A 19,989-nucleotide genomic window follows, 5' to 3' on the forward strand; every position below is an offset into this window, starting at 1 on the left:
AACCCAGCGGGAGCAAGCTCCCTCGCCACACAAAAGCTGCTGGGCATGTGCTTGACCGAGCGGCACGGGTCATGGCGACTCTCCCTGGCCGACCCGGTCGGCAATGTGCTGCGGCACCGGTATCTGGATCTCCAGCAACTGTTGGGCGAACGCCTTGCCCTGGGGATCGATGCGCAGACTGGCGACACCGCCCCCGCCGAGGGCGTTTTCCAGCAGGAAATTCAAGCTGTGGGTGCCCGGCAGGTACCAGCGTTCGACCCGGCCCAGCAGCGGGTCGAGCACGTGGCTCATCCAATCGACCAGCACCTCCGGGGTCAGCGCCTCGGCGATCCAGGGCAGGTATTCGGGGTCCCGGGCGATCACGCCAATGTTGCTGTGGTTGCCCTTGTCGCCGGAGCGCGCCACCGCCAGTTTGACCAACCGCACGCTGGCATCGGTCCGGCCTTGGGGTTTGGGCAGGTCCGGGGCGACGGGCAGATCGATGGTGTGCAGCGGTTTGAAAGCGGGCAGGGGACAAGGGTGACGCTGGCCGTCGAGTTCAATCTCGAGCCGGCAGGTGGCCTTGTCGATCAGGAACGAGAACAGGCGAATCAACGGTGACACCGTCGGCCGGCCGCCGACCAGCCCTGTCAGCCCTGGCGCCATGCCGGTGGCGGCTTGGGCGATTTCCCTGGAAAACAGCACCAGCGGCTGTTTCTCCGGGTGCCGAACCGCCAGCTTGATCACCACCTCACGACTGTCCCGGCGCTGACTGTGCTGGCCGTAAGTGGCTTCGCTGCCCAGCAGTTCGATGTTCACTTCGCTGTAGGGCGACCAGCCTCGTTGGCTGAAAATCTGTGAGGTCTTGGCGACGATTGCCTGGCTGATGCGTTCGGCCTTGGCCACCGCATCAATGCCGGCGATCAGGCAGGTGGCGGTGCAGCGCCAGCCGTCCGGCCAGGTGGCGCTGACCTTGTATTGATCGGTGGGCGGCAAGCCCTTGGCACCGTGGACGCGCACGGCGTGCTTGCCTTGCTGGATCAACCTGACCTGGCTGAAATCACAGATCACGTCCGGCAATAGATAGCCTTGCGGGTCGCCGATTTCGTAGAGCAACTGCTCGCCGACGGTCAATGGCGTGACCAATCCGCCGCTGCCTTCGGCTTTGGTGACCGTGAATTGGCCGTCGGCGCTGACCTCGACGATGGGAAAGCCGATGTGCTCGTAATCCGGCACTTGCTGCCAGTCGGTGAAGTTGCCGCCCGTGCACTGGGCGCCGCACTCGATCAGGTGCCCGGCCAGTGCGGCCTGGGCCAATCGGTCGTAATCGTCCCAGGCCCAGTCGAATTCATGCACCAGGGCGGCGCTGACCACGGCGCTGTCCACCACGCGACCGGTGATCACCACATCAGCCCCCAGGCGCAACGCCTCGACGATGCCGGGCGCGCCGAGGTAGGCGTTGATAGACACGCACGCGCAGGGCAGGGGTTCGCCACTGAACATTTCGCGAATGCCCTGGGCGGCGAGCCGTTCGAATTGCGGTTGCAGGTCATCGCCCAGCAGCACGGCGATCTTCAACGGCACGCCCCGCTGGTCGCAGGCCGCTTGCAGGGCCTTCGCACAGGCCCGGGGATTGACCCCGCCGGCGTTGCTGATGACACGGATCCCGTTGTCATGCAAACGCCCTAGCAACGGTGTGAGGACCTCGATGAAGTTCGTGGCGTATCCGCTCGAAGCATCCTTCAGCCGCGCCCCGGCCATGATCGACATCGTCACCTCGGCCAGGTAGTCGAACACCAGGTAATCCAGCGCCCCGCCCTCGACCAGTTGCGCCGCCGCAGTACAGGTATCGCCCCAGAAGGCGCTGGCACAACCGATACGGATCGTTTTGGGCATGGCGTTCCCTCCGGCAAAGGTGGTTCGAGACTACCAAGCAAGCGCTTGGTTTGTAAACGACCGCTGGTTCTTCTGGCCGAGCGCTTGCTTGGTTGCCTCGGTCAGCTTAAATTGCCCGCGCCACTGATGGTTTGGTGTGCAATTGCTCGCGCGTTGGTTGATCGACTGTAGGAGAGAATGGGTGGACGAGCAAAAAGCCCTGGGCGTGATGCGGGAGCTGGTCGACAACGGGCAACTGACCGACCCGGACAGTGCTCGCGGCAAACTGCTCCAGACCGCCGCCCACCTGTTTCGCAACAAAGGCTTCGAGCGCACCACGGTGCGTGACCTGGCCAGTGCCGTGGGCATCCAGTCGGGCAGCATTTTTCACCATTTCAAGAGCAAGGACGACATCCTGCGGGCGGTGATGGAAGAAACCATCCGCTACAACACCGCATTGATGCGCGCAGCCCTGGCCGAGGCAGACAGTGTGCGTGAGCGGGTATTGGCGCTGATCCGCTGCGAATTGCAGTCGATCATGGGCGGTACCGGCGAGGCCATGGCGGTGCTGGTCTATGAATGGCGTTCGTTATCGCAGGAAGGGCAGCGGCACGTGCTGGCCCTGCGTGATATTTATGAAGACTTGTGGCTCGAGGTCCTGGGCCAGGCCAAGGAGGCCGGGTATATTCGCGGTGACGTGTTCATTACCCGGCGGTTCCTCACGGGAGCGTTGTCCTGGACCACCACCTGGTTTCGCGCCGAAGGCAGCCTGAGCCTCGATGAGCTGGCCGAGCAAGCCCTGATCCTGGTGCTTGAAGAAAAACAATAATCGAGCAATACCTTAAATGACCGTGCGTGGCTGGCTAAGTGACTGAAACCGCCTAGCTTGATTGTTATTGATGGGGACTTTTGGGGAGTGGGTTATCTTGACGTTTTCGCCGATGGGGATGACCTCGCGTCTGGTGCTGGCTGCTCTGGCCGTTTTCCTGGTGTTGCCGACCGAGGCAGCGCAACTGGTACGGATCGGTGCGGCGCATTTTCCGCCTTATACCGTTCGTCCTGAGAACGGCGCCGACACCGGCCTGCTGCCGCAAATGGTGGAGGCCTTGAACCAGGCGCAAACCGACTATCAGTTCGTGCTGGTGCCGACATCGATCCCGCGTCGCTTCAATGATTTCAAGCAGGGCCGGGTCGACATGGCGATTTTCGAGAATCCCGAATGGGGTTGGCAGGATGTGCCACACACGTCGGTGGACATGGGCCTGGAAGATGCGGAAGTCTTCGTCGCCCAGCGCCAACCGGAACGCCAGCAAAGTTATTTCGCCGACCTCAGGGGCAAGCGCCTGGCGTTGTTCAGCGGTTATCACTACGCCTTTGCCGAATTCAACGCCGACCCCAAGTTTCTCGCCGGTCAATACAACGCCACGCTGACGTATTCCCACGATAGCAATCTGCTGATGGTCCTGCGCGGGCGCGCGGATATCGCCCTGGTGACCCGTTCGTACCTCAATGATTACGTGCTGCGCAATCCCGAAGTCGGCCCGCAATTGCTGGTGTCTGAGCGCATCGATCAGGTTTACCACCATTACGCGTTGATCCGGCCACAGGCGCCCATTTCCAGTGAGGCGTTTGCACAGTTGCTGCAAATGCTGCGGGATAACGGTCAGTTGCTGAACATCTTCCAGCCCTACCAGATTCATCTGGTGCCCATGCATTCCCATTGAATGCGCCACTAAATTTCCCTTCCTGGCTCACGTCCCACGTTGACTACCGACGAATACGCGAGCCCCTCCCATGTCCAACCTCAACCACCCGACGACGTTGCCCTTGCCCGGCGGCCGTCGCCTCGGCGCCGATGAAACCGAACGCCACCTGAGCCTGATGCTCGAAGGTGCGCCGCTGATCCGGCTGCGCCTTGCGCGAGGTCCCGAGCTGCACGTGCACTTGCAGGAGATCAACGACCGACCAGTAGGCCCGGCGCTATGGGCGGCCTGCTATTGGCTGTTTGCTCGCCATCCCGACTGCCAGCGCCTGACCTGGCACCTCGACGAGCGCCCCGGCGAAGCCTTGCTCAGCGGTTTGTTGACGGCCACTGAACGTGCCGGTGAGTACTTTTGCGAGCGCACAATGTTCTGGCAATTACCGCAGCCCTGGCTGGGGGAGTCGTTCAACGGCAGTTACCCGCAACAGATGGTCATCACCGATGGCCGCCGCCATCCACGTCGGCCCATCAAACCCCGTGGCGAGGTGTATCGGCGTTTCGATGCGCGGCTGGGGGCCTGGGTGTCCTTGCGCACCCTGGAAATCGAGCAGGACTTGGAACGTTTCAACCGCTGGCAGAACAGCCCGCGGGTGGCGAGCTTCTGGCAGGAGGAGGGCAGCCTGGAACAGCATCGCCAGTACCTGGGCAAGCTGCAGGCCGATCCCCGGGTCTTGACCCTGATCGGCTGTTTCGATGACCAGCCGTTCGCTTATTTCGAAGCCTATTGGGCCAAGGAAGATCGGATCGCGCCGTTCTATGACGCCGGCAACTACGATCGCGGCATCCACATGTTGGTGGGTGAAGAGCAACACCGAGGGCCGCACAAGGTGGCCAGTTGGCTGTCGGCGCTGGTGCATTACCTGTTCCTGGACGATCCGCGCACCCAGCGCGTGGTCGCCGAGCCCCGGGCCGACAATGCCCGGATGATCGGGCACCTGCACAACCAGTGTTTCCACTGTGAAAAGGAATTTGATTTCCCTCACAAACGCGCGGCGCTGATGATCCTGGGGCGTGAGCGGTTTTTTGATCGGTGTGGGTTGATGTAAGGGTAGGGGCGGTCATCAGGCCGCCATCGCGGGCAAGCTCGCTCCCACAGGGATTTGTGGTGAACACCAACGTTGTGAACACCCAAATCCCTTGTGGGAGCGAGCTTGCTCGCGATGGGGCCAGCAAAGCCACTGCAAAATCAACGCCGGGCGAAGGTATCCCCGCGAACCCCCGACACCTTGCGGCAATGCACCAGGGCATCGCGGATCATGAAGTTCACCAGGGTCGGCGAGACCCCCAGTTCCTTGGCGATGTCCTTCTGTGGCACGCCATGCAGGCGATACATCTCGAAGGCATAGCGGGTGCGGCTGGGCAGTTCGGTCAGCGCGTCGGCGATGTGTTCCAGCGTGGAAAAGTTGATATGGGAGGTTTCTGGCGAAGCACCCTGGATCACCACGTTCAACCCTTCCTCTTCCGGCCCCGAGTATTTCTGTTCCAGCGCCTGCTTGCGGTAGTGGTCGATCGCCAGGTTGCGCACGATCTGGAACAGATAGCTGAGCTGCGCCTTGAACGAGGAGGTGATCTGGGGCGCCGATTGCAGCCGGAAAAATGCGTCCTGCACCACGTCCTCCGCGCGGGATCGGCAGCCGGTAATGCGTGCCGCGATCTTGACCAGGATCAATCGGTTGTCCACGAATGCCTGGAGTAACGGTGAGTCGCACCTGCTTGTGGATACTTGTTCCGTCATGGAATTCACCTTGCTGCAAAAAGTTAGCAGGACGTCCGGATGCCGGACCCGTCCTACACATCGAGCGCCAAATTAGGCTTAATGATAATGATTGTCAATTGAGAAGAAGAATTATTGATGCAATAAAGTCCAGCCTCGGCACCGCGACCCATTGCCGCGGTGCCTGGCAGTTGGCTGCTTCGCAGCAGGCCTCGGTGAGTCGGCTGCCCGACTAATTATTTGCCGCGGTTATCCGTTCCATGGGGGACAACTTGCAAGCCGAATTCAGGCAGGAAACCCCCATGACCGACGCGTTCGAACTCCCCAGCACCCTGGCTCATGCCCTCCAGCGCCGCGCCGCGTTGACGCCGGACCGGGTGGCCCTGCGCTTCCTTGCCGACACCCCCGGGCAGGGTGTGGTGTTGAGTTATCGCGACCTGGACTTGCGTGCCCGGACCATCGCCGCCGCTTTGCAGGCCGAGGCCGCGCTGGGTGATCGCGCCGTGCTGCTGTTCCCCAGCGGCCCTGACTACGTCGCGGCGTTCTTTGGTTGCCTCTATGCCGGGGTGATTGCCGTGCCGGCCTATCCGCCGGAGTCCACCCGTCGCCATCATCAAGAGCGCTTGCTGTCGATCATTGCCGACGCCGAACCGCGCCTGTTGCTCACCCGCAGTGATCTGCGCGAGCCGTTGCAAGCCATCGAATCGGCGCCGCCGGTGTTGTGTGTCGATACCCTCGACCCGTCCCGCGCCGGGCAATGGCGGATGCCGACGCTGCAGGACGATGACATTGCCTTCCTGCAATACACCTCCGGCTCCACCGCGTTGCCCAAGGGTGTGCAGGTCAGCCACGGCAACCTGGTGGCCAACGAGTTGCTGATCCGCCATGGCTTTGGCATCGACCTGAACCCTGATGACGTCATCGTCAGTTGGCTACCGCTGTACCACGACATGGGGTTGATCGGCGGTCTGTTGCAGCCGGTGTTCAGCGGTGTCCCCTGCGTATTGATGTCCCCGGCTTACTTCCTGGCCCGCCCCCTGCGTTGGCTCGAAGCGATCAGCGAATACGGCGGCACCATCAGCGGTGGCCCGGACTTCGCCTATCGGCTGTGCAGCGAACGGGTCAGTGACTCGGCCCTGCAGCGTCTCGACCTGAGCGGCTGGCGCGTGGCCTATTCCGGTTCCGAGCCGATCCGCCTCGACACGCTGGAGCGGTTTGCCGAGAAGTTCGCCCGGTGCGGTTTCACGCCGGACAATTTCATGGCCTCCTACGGCCTGGCCGAAGCGACCCTGTTCGTCGCTGGCACGCCACGCCGCCACGGCATTCCTTCGCTGCGGGTGGATGATGCGGCACTGGCGCAAAACCGAGCCGAGCCGGGGCAGGGCAGTGCGGTGATGAGTTGCGGTGTCAGTCAGCCCGGGCACGCGGTGCTGATCGTCGAGCCCGCTACGGCGCAGCCGTTGGCCGACAATCAGGTCGGTGAAGTCTGGGCTGCCGGCCCGAGCATCGCCCTGGGCTATTGGCGCAACCCCGAAGCCAGCGCCAAGACCTTTGTCCAGCACGATGGCCGGACCTGGCTGCGTACCGGCGACCTGGGTTTCCTGCGCGACGGCGAGCTGTTCATCACCGGTCGCCTGAAAGACCTGCTGATCGTGCGCGGGCATAACCTCTATCCCCAGGACATCGAGCAAGCCATCGAGCGCGAAGTGGAGGTGGTGCGCAAGGGCCGGGTGGCGGCGTTCGCGGTCAACGACAACGGCGAGGAAGGCATCGGCATCGCTGCGGAAATCAGCCGCAGCGTGCAGAAAATCCTGCCGCCCGAAGCCTTGATCAAAGCCATTCGCCAGGCCGTGGCCGAGGCCTGCCAGCAAGCCCCGAGCGTGGTGGCGCTGCTCAATCCCGGCGCGTTGCCCAAGACCTCCAGCGGCAAGTTGCAGCGCTCGGCGTGTCGCAGTCGATTGGCCGACGGCAGCTTGGACAGTTATGCACAGTTCCCGTCAGCCGAGGTAGAAGACGCTGATGAGTCTGCGCCGTCCTCCGAGCTGCAAACGCTCATCGGCCAAATCTGGCGGGAGCAGCTGCAGGTCGAACAAGTCCAGGCTGACGATCACTTCTTCCTGTTGGGCGGTAATTCCATCGCCGCCACCCAGGTGATCGCACGACTACGGGAGATCCTGGGGCTGGAACTGAACCTGCGCCTGCTGTTCGAAGCCCCGACCCTGGCCGCGTTCGCCGAAGCGGTGGCGAACCAGCAACAGGACGGCGGCCAGCCTCAAGGAGCGATCAGCGCATTGTCGCGGGACGAAGCGTTGCCGCAATCCCTGGCCCAGAACCGTTTGTGGATTACCTGGCGGCTTGACCCGACGAGCCATGCCTACAATATTCCCGGCGCCTTGCGCCTGCGCGGCGAGCTGGACGAAGACGCGTTGCGCACCAGTTTCCAGCAACTGATCGAGCGTCATGAGTCCCTGCGCACGCGGTTCCTGGAGCGCGATGGCGTGGCGCTGCAACAGATCGATCCAGCAGGGGAATTCAAGCTGCATGTCATCGACCTCGGCGACCTGCCTGCCGACTCGCGCGAAGCCCGGGCGCGGCAGGTTCGAGAAGACGAAGCGGCCACGCCGTTCGATCTGGAGAAAGGGCCGCTGCTGCGGGTCAGCCTGTTACGCCTCGACGAGGATGATCACCAACTGCTGGTGACGTTGCACCACATCATCGCCGACGGCTGGTCGATGAGTGTCTTGATCGAAGAATTCTCCCGCTTGTACGCCGCCGCCTCCCAAGGCCAGGTTGCTGAACTGGCGCCATTGCCGTTGCAATACGCCGACTACGGCAGTTGGCAACGTCAATGGCTCGCCCAGGGCGAGGCCGAGCGCCAACTGAGCTACTGGAAGCAGCAACTGGGCGCTGAACAATCGGCCCTGGTGCTGGGCACGGATCACCCACGCAGCGCGCAACGCCAGCGCAGCGCCGCGCGGCACAGCCTGCGCCTGGACAAGGACCTCGGCGAGGCCCTGCGCCACGTGGCCCAGGCCCATGACGCGACGCCGTTCATGCTGTTGCTAGCAGCCTTCCAGGCGCTGTTGCAGCGTTACACCGGGCAATCCGACATTCGCATCGGCGTGCCCAACGCCAACCGTCCGCGCCTGGAAACCCAGGGGCTGATCGGCTTCTTCATCAACACCCAGGTGCTGCGCGGGCAGGTCGATTCCCGTCAACCGTTCGCCGCGCTGCTGGCCCAGGCCCGGGAAGCCACGCTCGGGGCCCAGGCCCACCAGGACTTGCCATTCGAACAACTGCTCGAAGCGTTTCCCGAGGCGCGCGAGCAAGGCCTGTTCCAAGTGATGTTCAACCACCAGCAGCGTGACCTGGGTGCCTTGCGCCGTCTGCCGGGGCTGCTGGCCGAGGAATTGTCGTGGCACAGCCGCGAAGCCAAGTTCGACCTGCAATTGCACAGCGAAGAAGATCGCAATGGCCGGTTGACCCTGTCGTTCGACTACGCCGACGAACTGTTCGAGGCGGCGACCATCGAGCGGTTGGCAACGCATTACTGCAACCTGTTACGGGCGGTCTGTGCTGATCCGCAGCAAGCCATCGGCGATGTACCGTTATTGACCGCCGATGAACACAGCCAACAGCAGCAGTGGAGCGCGGCCCCGTGTGCGTCGGCCAGCCAATGGCTGCCGGAGCTGTTGAACGAGCAGGCCCGCAGCACGCCGCAACGGATCGCCCTGCGCTGGGACGGTGGTCAACTCGATTATGCCGAGCTGCACGCCCAGGCCAATCGCCTGGCCCACTACCTGCGGGACAAGGGCGTGGGCCCGGACGTGTGCGTAGCGATTGCCGCCGAGCGTTCGCCGCAGTTGCTCATCGGTGTGCTGGCCATCATCAAGGCCGGCGGTGCCTATGTGCCGCTGGATGCGGACTACCCGGCCGAACGCCTGGCCTACATGCTCCATGACAGTGGCGTCGACCTGCTGCTGACCCAGACCGCGTTGCTGGAGCGTTTACCCGCCTGCGACGGCGTCAGTGTCATCGCCATGGACGCCCTGCACCTGGAACAATGGCCGAGCAACCCGCCGGGCCTGCACCTGCACGGCGACCACCTGGCCTACGTGATCTACACCTCCGGCTCCACCGGCCAGCCCAAAGGCGTCGGCAACACCCATGCGGCCCTGGCCGAGCGCCTGCAATGGATGCAAGCGACCTATGGGCTGGATGCCACCGATGTGCTGATGCAAAAGGCCCCCATCAGTTTCGACGTGTCGGTCTGGGAGTGCTTCTGGCCGCTGATCACCGGCAGTCAACTGGTCCTGGCTGGCCCCGGCGAGCACCGTGACCCGCACCGCATCGCCCAGTTGGTGCAGCAGTTTGGCGTTACCACGCTGCACTTCGTACCGCCGCTGCTCAGCCTGTTTGTCGATGAACCACTGAGCGCCCGCTGCACCAGCCTGCGCCGGCTGTTCTCTGGTGGCGAGGCCTTGCCCGCCGAACTGCGCAACCGGGTGTTGGCGCAACTGCCGTCAGTGCAATTACACAACCGCTACGGCCCGACCGAAACCGCGATCAACGTCACCCATTGGCATTGCACCGAGGCCGATGGTGAGCGCTCGCCGATCGGCCGGCCCTTGGGCAATGTCCTGTGCCGGGTACTCGACAGCGACCTCAATCCCGTGCCGGCCGGTGTGCCAGGCGAGCTGTGCATTGGCGGCCTGGGCCTGGCCCGGGGTTACCTCGGGCGTCCGGGCCTGAGCGCCGAGCGTTTTGTTGCCGACCCATTGGGACAGTCCGGTGCGCGGCTGTACCGTACCGGCGACCGTGCGCGTTGGAACGCCGACGGCGTGATCGAATACCTTGGCCGTCTCGATCAGCAGGTCAAGCTGCGCGGCTTCCGGGTTGAGCCGCAGGAAATCGAAGCGCGCCTGCTGGCCCAGGACGGCGTCGCCCAAGTGGCGGTGCTGGTGCGCGACACCTCGGCTGGCCCGCAGTTGATCGGCTATTACACCGCCCCGGATGTCGCTCAGGACCAGGACGCGTTGAACATTCGACTCAGAACCGCCCTGGCCGCCGAACTGCCCGACTACATGGTACCCACCCAACTGCTGCGCCTGGACGCTATGCCCCTGGGGCCGAGCGGCAAGCTCGACCGCCGCGCCTTGCCCGAACCGCAATGGCAGGTGCGCGAGCACGTCGAGCCGGCCAGCGTCCTCGAGCAACAAATCGCCGGCATCTGGCGCGAGGTGCTGGGCCTTGCGCGCATCGGCCTGCGGGACGATTTCTTTGCGCTCGGCGGTCATTCGCTGCTGGCGACCCAGATCATTTCCCGCACCCGCCAAACCTGCGACGTCGAACTGCCGCTGCGCACTTTGTTCGAGGCCAGTGAGCTGGGGGCCTTCGCCGAACAGGTGCGCTTGATCCAGGCCAGCGGCCAGGCCAACCGCCAGCCACCGATCGAGAAGGTTGACCGCAGCCAACCGGTGCCGCTGTCCTACTCCCAGCAGCGCATGTGGTTCCTCTGGCAGATGGAGCCGGACAGCCCGGCCTACAACGTCGGTGGCATGGCGCGCCTGCGCGGGGTGCTGGATGTCGGGCGCTTCGAGGCGGCCTTGCAGGCGTTGATCCTGCGCCACGAAACCCTGCGCACCACGTTCCCGAGCGTTGACGGCGTGGCCCACCAGCAGGTGCACGGCGAGACGGGCCTGCGCATGGACTGGAAGGACTTCTCGATGCTGGCCTTTGATGTCCGCGAACAGCGGGTGCAGCAACTGGCCGACAGCGAGGCCCACAAGCCCTTCGACCTGGAAACCGGACCGCTGCTGCGGGCCTGTCTGGTCAAGACCGCCGAGCATGAGCATTACTTTGTCCTGACGCTGCACCACATCGTCACCGAAGGTTGGGCGATGGACATTTTCGCCCGTGAACTGAGCGCGCTGTACGAAGCCTTTATCGACGATCGCGAATCGCCCCTGGAACCCTTGCCGGTGCAGTACCTGGACTACAGCGTCTGGCAGCGTCAGTGGTTGGAGTCCGGCGAGCGTCAGCGACAACTCGACTATTGGACCGCGCAACTGGGTCGCGAACATCCGCTGCTGGAGCTGCCCGGCGATCGCCCGCGTCCGTCGGTGCAAAGTCATCGCGGCGAACTGTTCCGTTTCGACCTCAGTGATGAGCTGGCCGCGCGGATCCGTGCCTTCAACGCGCAACAGGGCCTGACCTTATTCATGACCATGACCGCCGCCCTGGCCGTGTTGCTCTACCGCTACAGCGGCCAGACCGACTTGCGCATCGGCGCGCCGGTGGCGAACCGCATCCGCCCGGAAAGTGAAGGGCTGATCGGCGCGTTCCTCAACACCCAGGTGTTGCGTTGCCAGCTCGACGGGCAGATGTCGGTGGGCGAGCTGTTCGAACAGGTGCGCCACACCGTCATCGAAGGCCAGTCCCACCAGGATTTGCCATTCGATCATTTGGTGGAAGCCCTGCAACCGCCGCGCAGTGCGGCTTACAACCCGCTGTTCCAGGTGATGTGCAACGTGCAGCGCTGGGAGTTCCAGCAGAGCCGCACGTTGGCCGGCATGACGGTGGAATACCTGGTCAACGACGCCCGGGCCACCAAGTTCGACCTCAACCTGGAAGTCACCGACCTGGACCAACGCCTGGGTTGCTGCCTGACCTACAGCACCGACCTGTTCGACGAACCGCGCATCGCGCGCATGGCCGGGCACTGGCGCAATCTGCTGGAAGCGTTGCTGGACGATCCGGCCCGACGCCTGAGCGAACTGCCGTTGCTGGACACCCGCGAGCAGCAACAACTGCTCGACAGCCTGGGTGTCGAGGCTGGTGAGCATCGCCTGGATCGATGCCTCCATGAGTTGTTCGACGAACAGGCGCGGATGCGTCCCGATGCGCCGGCCCTGACTTTTGCCGGGCAGACCTTGACGTATGCGCAACTGGACAGCAGTGCCAATCGTCTGGCCTGGATGCTGCGCGAGCGAGGCGTCGGGCCGCAGGTACGTGTCGGCCTGGCCCTGGAGCGTTCGCTGGAAATGGTCATTGGCCTGCTGGCGATTCTCAAGGCCGGCGGTGCCTACGTGCCGCTGGATCCGGAATACCCGCTGGATCGCCTGCACTACATGATCGAAGACAGTGGCATCAGCCTGTTGCTCAGCGACCGGGCGATGCTCCAGGCCCTCGGTGCATTGCCCGACGGCGTGGGCTGCTGGTGCCTGGAAGATGATTCGCCGGCCTTGGCGCAGTACCCGGATCACGCGCTGCCGTTGATCAATCTGCCGCAACACCAGGCCTACCTGATCTACACCTCCGGCTCCACCGGCAAGCCCAAGGGCGTGGTGGTGTCCCATGGTGAAATCGCCATGCATTGCCAGGCAGTGATCCAGCGTTTCGGCATGCGCCCGGACGATTGCGAGCTGCACTTCTATTCCATCAACTTCGATGCGGCCACTGAACGTCTGCTGGTGCCATTGCTCAGTGGCGCCCACGTGGTGCTGCGGGCCCAGGGCCAATGGGACGCCGAGGAAATCTGCGGGCTGATTCGCCAGCATCGCATCAACATTCTTGGCTTCACCCCCAGCTACGGCAGCCAGTTGGCGCAGTGGCTGGCGACCCAGGGACAGACCCTGCCGGTGCGCATGTGCATCACCGGTGGCGAAGCCCTGACGGGCGAGCATTTGCAGCGCATTCGCGCGGCGTTCAACCCGAGCCTGTTCTTCAATGCCTATGGTCCGACCGAAACCGTGGTCATGCCTCTGGCGAGCCTGGCCCCCGAGCAATTGGAGGAGGGCGCGGCCAGTGTGCCGATTGGCAGCGTGATTGGCGCCCGCATGGCGTACATCCTCGACGCCGACCTGGCGTTGGTGCCGCCAGGCGCCACCGGTGAGTTGTATGTGGGTGGCGCCGGTCTGGCCCAGGGTTATCACCAGCGTCCGGGGATGACCGCCGAGCGTTTCGTCGCCGACCCGTTCGCCACCGACGGTGGGCGCCTGTATCGCACCGGCGACCTGGTGCGCCAGCGTGCCGATGGGCTGGTGGAGTACCTGGGACGGATCGACCATCAGGTGAAAATCCGCGGCTTCCGTATCGAGCTGGGGGAAATCGAAACCCGTTTGCTGGAACATGACGCGGTGCGCGAGGCCGTGGTACTGGCCCTCGACACGCCGGGGGGCAAGCAACTGGCCGGCTATCTGGTGAGCGACGTCGCCAGCCAGGACGACGGGCGACAAGCGGCCCTGCGCGACGCCTTGAAAAACCACCTCAAGGCCCAGTTGCCGGACTACATGGTGCCCACGCACCTGATCCTGCTGGCGAGCATGCCGCTGACCGCCAACGGCAAGCTCGACCGCCGCGCCTTGCCGATGCCCGATCCCGAACTCAATCGCCAACACTACGTGGCGCCGAGCAATGCCCTGGAACAGACCTTGGCGGCGATCTGGTGCGACGTGCTGAACGTGACGCAGGTGGGCCTCAACGATAATTTCTTCGAGCTGGGCGGCGATTCGATCCTGTCCATCCAGGTGGTCAGCCGCGCTCGGCAGCAGGGCATTCATTTCACCCCCCGGGACTTGTTCCAGCACCAGACCGTGCAGACTTTGGCCGCGGTTGCCACGCGCAGCCAGCAGGTGCTTGCCGAGCAGGGCCTGTTGCAGGGTGAGTCCGGGCTGACGCCGATCCAGCACTGGTTCTTCGAGCGCCCGATCCCCAACCGGCATCACTGGAATCAGGCGCTGGTGCTGGAGCCGACTACGGCGCTGGCGCCGCAACCGCTGGAACAGGCACTGCGCAGCCTCCTCCAGCACCATGATGCCTTGCGCCTGGGCTTCGACGAAAGCACCGGGCACTGGCAGGCCGAGCACCAGCCGTTGTCTGACGCGGCGCTGTTGCGGCACGTGTCCGTGGACACCGCGCAGGATTGCGAAGCGTTGTTTGCCGAGACGCAGAGCCGTTTCAATCTGGCCACCGGGCCATTGCTGCGCGCAGTGCTGGCGCAGTTCCCCGACGGCCAGCAACGGTTGCTGATCGTCATCCATCACCTGGTGGTCGACGGTGTGTCGTGGCGGGTGTTGATGGACGATTTGCAAACCGTCTACCGCCCGCTCGCCATCGGGCAGGCGGCGCAATTGTCAGCCAAGACCAGCCCAATGCGGGACTGGGCCGCGCGCTTGCAGGCTTACGCCGGCAGCGAATCTCTGCGCGAAGAACTGGCGTGGTGGCAAGCACAGTTGAGCGGCACGCAGGTGCCGCTGCCGTGCGCAAATCCCGAGGGCGGGCTCCTGGAACGTCATGCTGAAACCGTCAGCGTGCGCCTGGACGCCGAGCGCACCCGGCAACTGTTGCAACAGGCGCCGAGCGCCTACCGCACCCAAGTCAACGACCTGCTGCTTACCGCCCTGGCCCGTGTGCTGTGCCGCTGGAGCGGCCATGCCTCGGCCCTGGTCCAGCTTGAAGGCCACGGCCGCGAAGCGCTGTTCGACGACATTGACCTGACCCGCACCGTCGGCTGGTTCACCAGTGTCTATCCCGTGCGCCTGAGCCCAGCGGCCGAAGACTTCGGAGCGTCTATCAAGGCCATCAAGGAACAATTGCGCGCAGTGCCCCACAAGGGCCTCGGCCATGGCGTATTGCGCTACCTGGCCGACGCCGCGACTCGCCAGACGATGGCCAACCTGCCGCATGCGGCGATCACCTTCAACTACCTGGGCCAGCTCGACCAGACCTTGGGTCATGATGCGCTGTTCCAGCCGCTGGAGGCGCCGTTGGGGGCGATCCACGATCCCGATGCGCCGCTGCCCAATGAGCTGAGTATCGACAGCCAGGTCAGCGGTGGCGAGTTGGTGCTGCGCTGGACGTTCAGCCGCGAACGGCATGATCGTCAGGCCATCGCGACCCTGGCCGATGCCTACCTCGATGAGTTGCAACGCCTGATCGAGCACTGCCTGACAGACGAGGCGGGCGGCCTGACACCATCGGACTTCCCCTTGGCGAAGCTGACCCAGGGCCAGCTCGACAGCCTGCCGGTGCCGGCCGCGCAGATCGAAGACGTCTACCCGCTGACGCCGATGCAGGAAGGCATGCTTCTGCACACCTTGCTGGAACCGGGCACGGGCCTGTACTACATGCAGGATCGCTACCGCATCAACAGCGAACTGGACCCGCAGCGTTTTGCCCAGGCCTGGCAGGCGGTTATCGCCCGGCATGAAGCCTTGCGCGCGTCGTTCTGCTGGAACGTTGGCGAAGACATGCTGCAAATTATCCACCGGCCCGGCAGCACGCCGGTGGATTATCTCGACTGGTCCGAGGTGCCCGAAGACGCCCAGGAAGCCAAGCTCCAGGCACTGCTCAAGAACGAGCGAGAGGCCGGTTTCGATCTGTTGAACCAGGCGCCATTCCATCTGCGGCTGATTCGGGTCGGCGCGGCACGCTACTGGTTCATGATGAGTAACCACCACATTCTCATCGATGCGTGGTGCCGTTCGCTGCTGATGGACGACTTCTTCGAGATCTACACCGCCCTGGGTGAAAACCGCGAACCGCAGTTGACCGTGCCGCCGCGCTATCGCGACTACATCGGCTGGTTGCAGCGCCAGAGCCTGGCCGAAGCCCGCCAGTGGTGGCAGCGCAACCTGCAAGGTTTCGAGCGGACCACGCCGATCCCTGGCGACCGGCCGTTCCTGCGCGAGCACGCCGGTGACAGCGGCGGCATGATCGTCGGCGACTGCTACACCCGTCTCGATGCCCGGGACGGCGCACGGCTGCGGGAACTGGCCCAGGCCCATCAACTGACGGTCAACACCTTCGCCCAAGCGGCGTGGGCCCTGGTCCTGCGGCGGGGCAGCGGCGACCGCGACGTGCTGTTCGGCGTCACCGTGGCCGGGCGCCCGGTGGAACTGCCGCAGATGCAACGCACTGTGGGGCTGTTCATCAATAGCATCGCCTTGCGCGTGCAGATGCCCGAGGACCATCAACGTTGCAGCGTGCGCCAGTGGCTCAGCGATTTGCTGGACCACAATATGCAACTGCGCGAATACGAATATCTGCCGCTGGTGAGCATCCAGGAGGCCAGCGAACTGCCCAAGGGCCAGCCGCTGTTCGACAGTTTGTTCGTGTTCGAGAATGCGCCCGTGGAGGTCTCGGTGCTGGACCGCGCCCAAAGCCTCAACGCCACTTCGGACTCGGGCCGCACCCACACCAACTTCCCGCTGACGGCGGTCTGCTACCCGGGCGATGACCTGGGGCTGCACCTTTCCTACGACCAGCGCTACTTCGATGAGGCCACCGTCCAGGGCTTGCTGAGTGAGTTCAAGCGGCTGCTGCTGGCGCTGATGGAGGGCTTGCACGGTGACATGAGCGAGTTGCCGCTGATCGGTGCCCAAGAGCAGGATTTCCTGATTGAAGGCTGCAACCAGAGCGAACATGCCTATCCGTTGGAACAGAGCTACGTCGAGCTGTTCGAGGCGCGGGTCGCGGCTCATCCCCACCGCTCTGCGGTCAGTTGCCTGGACACGAGCTACAGCTACGCCGAGCTGAATGCACGCAGCAACCGCCTCGGCCACGCCCTGATCGCTGCCGGTGTCGGCCTGGATCAGCCCGTAGCGCTGCTGGCCGAACGGGATGCCGAGCTGCTGGGTATGATCATCGGCAGCTTCAAGGCCGGTGCCGGCTACCTGCCGCTGGATCCCGGCCTGCCGAGCCAGCGCCTGGGCCGTATCATCGAATTGAGTCGCACGCCGTTACTGGTTTGCACCCAGGCCTGCCAGGCCCAGGCGCAGGCGTTGCTGGACGAGTTCGCCTGCTCCGGACGACCGAAGTTGCTGGTGTGGGAAGCCGTCCAGGCCAGCGCTCTTTCGCTGGAAAACCCAGGGGTCTACAGCGGGCCGGATAACCTCGCCTACGTGATCTACACCTCCGGTTCCACCGGCCTGCCCAAAGGCGTGATGGTGGAGCAGCGAGGGATGCTCAATAACCAACTGAGCAAAGTGCCGTACCTGGCGCTGAGCGAGGTGGATGTGATTGCCCAGACGGCGTCCCAGAGCTTCGATATTTCGGTCTGGCAGTTCCTGGCCGCGCCGTTGTTCGGTGCCCGGGTCGACATCGTGCCCAACGCCATCGCCCACGACCCGCAAGGGCTGCTGGAGCATGTGCAGCAGCAGGGCATCACCGTGCTGGAAAGCGTGCCGTCGCTGATCCAGGGCATGCTTGCCCAGGAACGCATCGGTCTGGACGGCTTGCGCTGGATGCTGCCCACCGGCGAAGCGATGCCGCCGGAACTGGCCCACCAGTGGTTGTTGCGTTACCCGGACATCGGTCTGGTCAACGCCTACGGCCCGGCGGAGTGTTCCGACGACGTGGCGTTCTTCCGGGTGGACCTGGCCTCGACCCGTGGTACGTATCTGCCGATTGGCACGCCCACCGACAACAATCGCCTGTACCTGCTCGACGGCGCGCTGGACCTGGTGCCGCTGGGCGCGGTGGGTGAGTTGTGCGTGGCGGGCATCGGGGTTGGCCGCGGTTATGTCAGCGATCCCCTGCGTACTGCCCCGGTCTTTGTGCCCAACCCATTCGGCGCGCCGGGGGAGCGGCTGTACCGTACCGGCGACCTGGCGCGGCGGCGCAGCGATGGGGTGTTGGAGTACGTCGGGCGCATCGACCATCAGGTGAAGATCCGCGGCTACCGCATCGAGCTGGGTGAAATCGAGGCGCGCTTGCATGAACAGCCGGAAGTGCGTGATGGGGCGGTGGGTGTGCAGGAGGGCGTCAATGGCAAACATCTGGTGGGCTATCTCGTTGCCACCGACTCGGCGCTCAAACCCGCCGAACGCCTGGAACGCATCAAGCAGCGCCTGCGGGCCGAATTGCCGGAATACATGGTGCCGCTGCACTGGCTGTGGCTCGAGCGCCTGCCGCTCAACGCCAACGGCAAGCTCGACCGCAAGGCCTTGCCGGCCCTGGAGATCGGCCAGTTGCAAAGCCAGGACTACCAAGCCCCCGGCAATGAACTGGAGCAGATCCTGGCAGACATCTGGGCCCAGGTGCTGAAAGTCGAGCGGGTGGGGGTGCGGGACAACTTCTTCGAACTGGGTGGGCATTCCTTGCTGGCGACGCAAATCGCCTCACGGGTGCAAAAGGCCCTGCAACGCAACGTACCGCTGCGGGCGATGTTCGAATGCAGCACGGTGCAGGAACTGGCCGACTACATCGATGGGCTGGCGGCCAGCGAGATCACCGAGGAGAAGGTAGATCGGTTGAATGATTTGATGGCGGAGTTGGAAGGAATGTAGTTTTGCGGCGTCTATGAAGACCTCATCGCGAGCGAGCTCGCTCCCACAGTGGTTTGTGTACGACGCGAATCTTCTGTGCGAGCTTGCTTGCGATGACTTTATTTTTTGCAACACTCTTCCGGTTTACTGAAAAAGGTCACGCCGGAGGCAAATGCGCCAATCTTCTGGAGGCTGTCATTGACCGCATCCAGCAAACCGAACTGTTCCGGGGTCTGGGAGTTGTCATACGCGGCCAGAATCGCCTCGAAGAATTGCAGTTTCCCCTTGGCTCGCTGGCCGGACGGTTTGTCCGTGTTGGCAGCCTTGGGCTTCAGGAGATCAACTTGCTCTTGGGCGAACGCTTGAAGCTCAGCTTTAGTCATGAGGATTCTCCATCCGCTGTCGTTCCGAGTGTCCAAGCTATCGCCGGCGCTGCGGCAAATCTACTGTCAGACTTTACAGGTCCGTTCAGGTAGGGATAGCTGTGGCGATTGACGATTGGCCGTTTATCGGGTCAGGCTGCCGGGGCTTTGCACATTCAGACAAGGAGTTTCTCGATGCCAATTGCAATGATCGACGGACAACCCCTTTACTACCTGGACCAGGGTCAGGGCCCGGTGGTGCTGCTGGGCGGCAGCTATCTGTGGGACCACGCCATGTGGGCGCCGCAGATCGAGGTGTTGTCCAGGCATTACCGGGTGATCGCTCCGGACCTTTGGGGCCATGGCCAGTCGGGGCAAATGCCGGAGGGCATGAGTTCGCTGAACGATCTGGCCCGCCAGATGATGGAGCTGCTGGATGACTTGAGCATCGACTGCTTCCACCTGGTGGGGCTTTCAGTGGGCGGGATGTGGGGGGCGCGGCTGGCGCTGGCGGCGCCCACGCGGATCCAGTCGCTGGTGCTGATGGACACTTACGTGGGCGTCGAGCCAGAACAGACCCGTCAGTACTACTTTTCACTGTTCGACAAGATCGAAGCCAGCGGCAGCATTCCCGAGCCGTTGCTGGACATTGTCGTGCCGATCTTCTTCCGACCGGGTATCGACCCGCAATCGGCGCTCTACCAGCAGTTTCGCGCCACATTGGCCGCGCTGCCAAGCGATCGCCTGCGCGCCAGCATCGTACCGCTGGGGCGGATCATTTTCGGTCGGGACGATATCTTGCCACGCCTGCATGCGCTGGATGCCAAGGGCACAGTGGTGATGTGCGGCGACCAGGACAAACCGCGTCCGCCGTCCGAGTCGCTGGAAATGGCCGAGCTGATCGGTTGCCCCCATGTGTCGATTCCGGAGGCGGGGCATATTTCCAATCTGGAGAATCCGGAATTCGTGACCGGGGCGTTGCTGGAGTTCCTGACGCGCAAGCACTGAAATTGTGGCGAGGGGATTTAT

At 63.7% G+C, this 19,989-nt stretch carries 8 protein-coding genes; 5 read left to right on the top strand and 3 right to left on the bottom strand.

Going from position 1 to position 19,989, the window contains the following annotated elements; genetic code table 11:
* Window positions 1–69: 69 nt before the first annotated feature.
* A complete protein-coding gene (locus BLO97_RS10690) occupies window positions 70–1,875 on the bottom strand; it encodes an acyclic terpene utilization AtuA family protein (protein WP_092345827.1) in 1,806 nt (601 codons plus the stop codon).
* A gap of 181 nt (window positions 1,876–2,056) precedes the next feature.
* On the opposite strand from BLO97_RS10690, the gene BLO97_RS10695 reads away from it, so the two are divergent.
* From BLO97_RS10695 to BLO97_RS10705, 3 genes are all read left to right on the top strand, one after another.
* Window positions 2,057–2,683: a TetR/AcrR family transcriptional regulator gene (locus tag BLO97_RS10695; RefSeq protein ID WP_063322281.1), complete on the top strand. Its 627-nt coding sequence runs from the start codon at window positions 2,057–2,059 to the stop codon at window positions 2,681–2,683.
* Between the two features lie 118 nt (window positions 2,684–2,801).
* Complete coding sequence (locus tag BLO97_RS10700) at window positions 2,802–3,578, top strand: substrate-binding periplasmic protein (protein WP_092223099.1); 777 nt, start codon at window positions 2,802–2,804, stop codon at window positions 3,576–3,578.
* Between the two features lie 70 nt (window positions 3,579–3,648).
* Window positions 3,649–4,662: a GNAT family N-acetyltransferase gene (locus tag BLO97_RS10705; RefSeq protein WP_092144774.1), complete on the top strand. Its 1,014-nt coding sequence runs from the start codon at window positions 3,649–3,651 to the stop codon at window positions 4,660–4,662.
* A gap of 140 nt (window positions 4,663–4,802) precedes the next feature.
* On the opposite strand, the gene BLO97_RS10710 is transcribed toward BLO97_RS10705, so the two are convergent.
* Complete coding sequence (locus BLO97_RS10710; protein WP_024619408.1) at window positions 4,803–5,351, bottom strand: RNA polymerase factor sigma-70; 549 nt, start codon at window positions 5,349–5,351, stop codon at window positions 4,803–4,805.
* Window positions 5,352–5,632: 281 nt separating this feature from the next.
* On the opposite strand from BLO97_RS10710, the gene BLO97_RS10715 reads away from it, so the two are divergent.
* Entirely contained in the window at window positions 5,633–18,619 is a 12,987-nt protein-coding gene (locus BLO97_RS10715; RefSeq protein WP_092345829.1) for a non-ribosomal peptide synthetase, read from the top strand.
* A gap of 98 nt (window positions 18,620–18,717) precedes the next feature.
* Here the strand turns inward: BLO97_RS10715 and BLO97_RS10720 are convergent, their stop codons facing one another.
* Window positions 18,718–18,981, bottom strand: coding sequence for a hypothetical protein (locus tag BLO97_RS10720; RefSeq protein ID WP_092144770.1), 264 nt, complete (start codon window positions 18,979–18,981; stop codon window positions 18,718–18,720).
* Window positions 18,982–19,155: 174 nt separating this feature from the next.
* Between BLO97_RS10720 and BLO97_RS10725 the strand changes: the two genes are divergently transcribed.
* Window positions 19,156–19,968 carry an alpha/beta fold hydrolase gene (locus tag BLO97_RS10725; protein ID WP_092345832.1) on the top strand — a complete coding sequence of 271 codons (813 nt, stop codon included), beginning with the start codon at window positions 19,156–19,158 and terminating at the stop codon, window positions 19,966–19,968.
* Window positions 19,969–19,989 lie beyond the last annotated feature (21 nt).

The organism is Pseudomonas sp. NFACC05-1 (genome assembly GCF_900100135.1).
Lineage (GTDB): Bacteria > Pseudomonadota > Gammaproteobacteria > Pseudomonadales > Pseudomonadaceae > Aquipseudomonas > Aquipseudomonas fluorescens_Q.

Coding starts and splice junctions, on each gene's coding strand:
- BLO97_RS10715 (WP_092345829.1), top strand. CDS start 5,633: ATGACCGACGCGTTCGAACTCCCCAGCACCCTGGCTCATGCCCTCCAG.
- BLO97_RS10690 (WP_092345827.1), bottom strand. CDS start 1,875: ATGCCCAAAACGATCCGTATCGGTTGTGCCAGCGCCTTCTGGGGCGAT.
- BLO97_RS10725 (WP_092345832.1), top strand. CDS start 19,156: ATGCCAATTGCAATGATCGACGGACAACCCCTTTACTACCTGGACCAG.
- BLO97_RS10700 (WP_092223099.1), top strand. CDS start 2,802: ATGACCTCGCGTCTGGTGCTGGCTGCTCTGGCCGTTTTCCTGGTGTTG.
- BLO97_RS10710 (WP_024619408.1), bottom strand. CDS start 5,351: ATGACGGAACAAGTATCCACAAGCAGGTGCGACTCACCGTTACTCCAG.
- BLO97_RS10720 (WP_092144770.1), bottom strand. CDS start 18,981: ATGACTAAAGCTGAGCTTCAAGCGTTCGCCCAAGAGCAAGTTGATCTC.
- BLO97_RS10705 (WP_092144774.1), top strand. CDS start 3,649: ATGTCCAACCTCAACCACCCGACGACGTTGCCCTTGCCCGGCGGCCGT.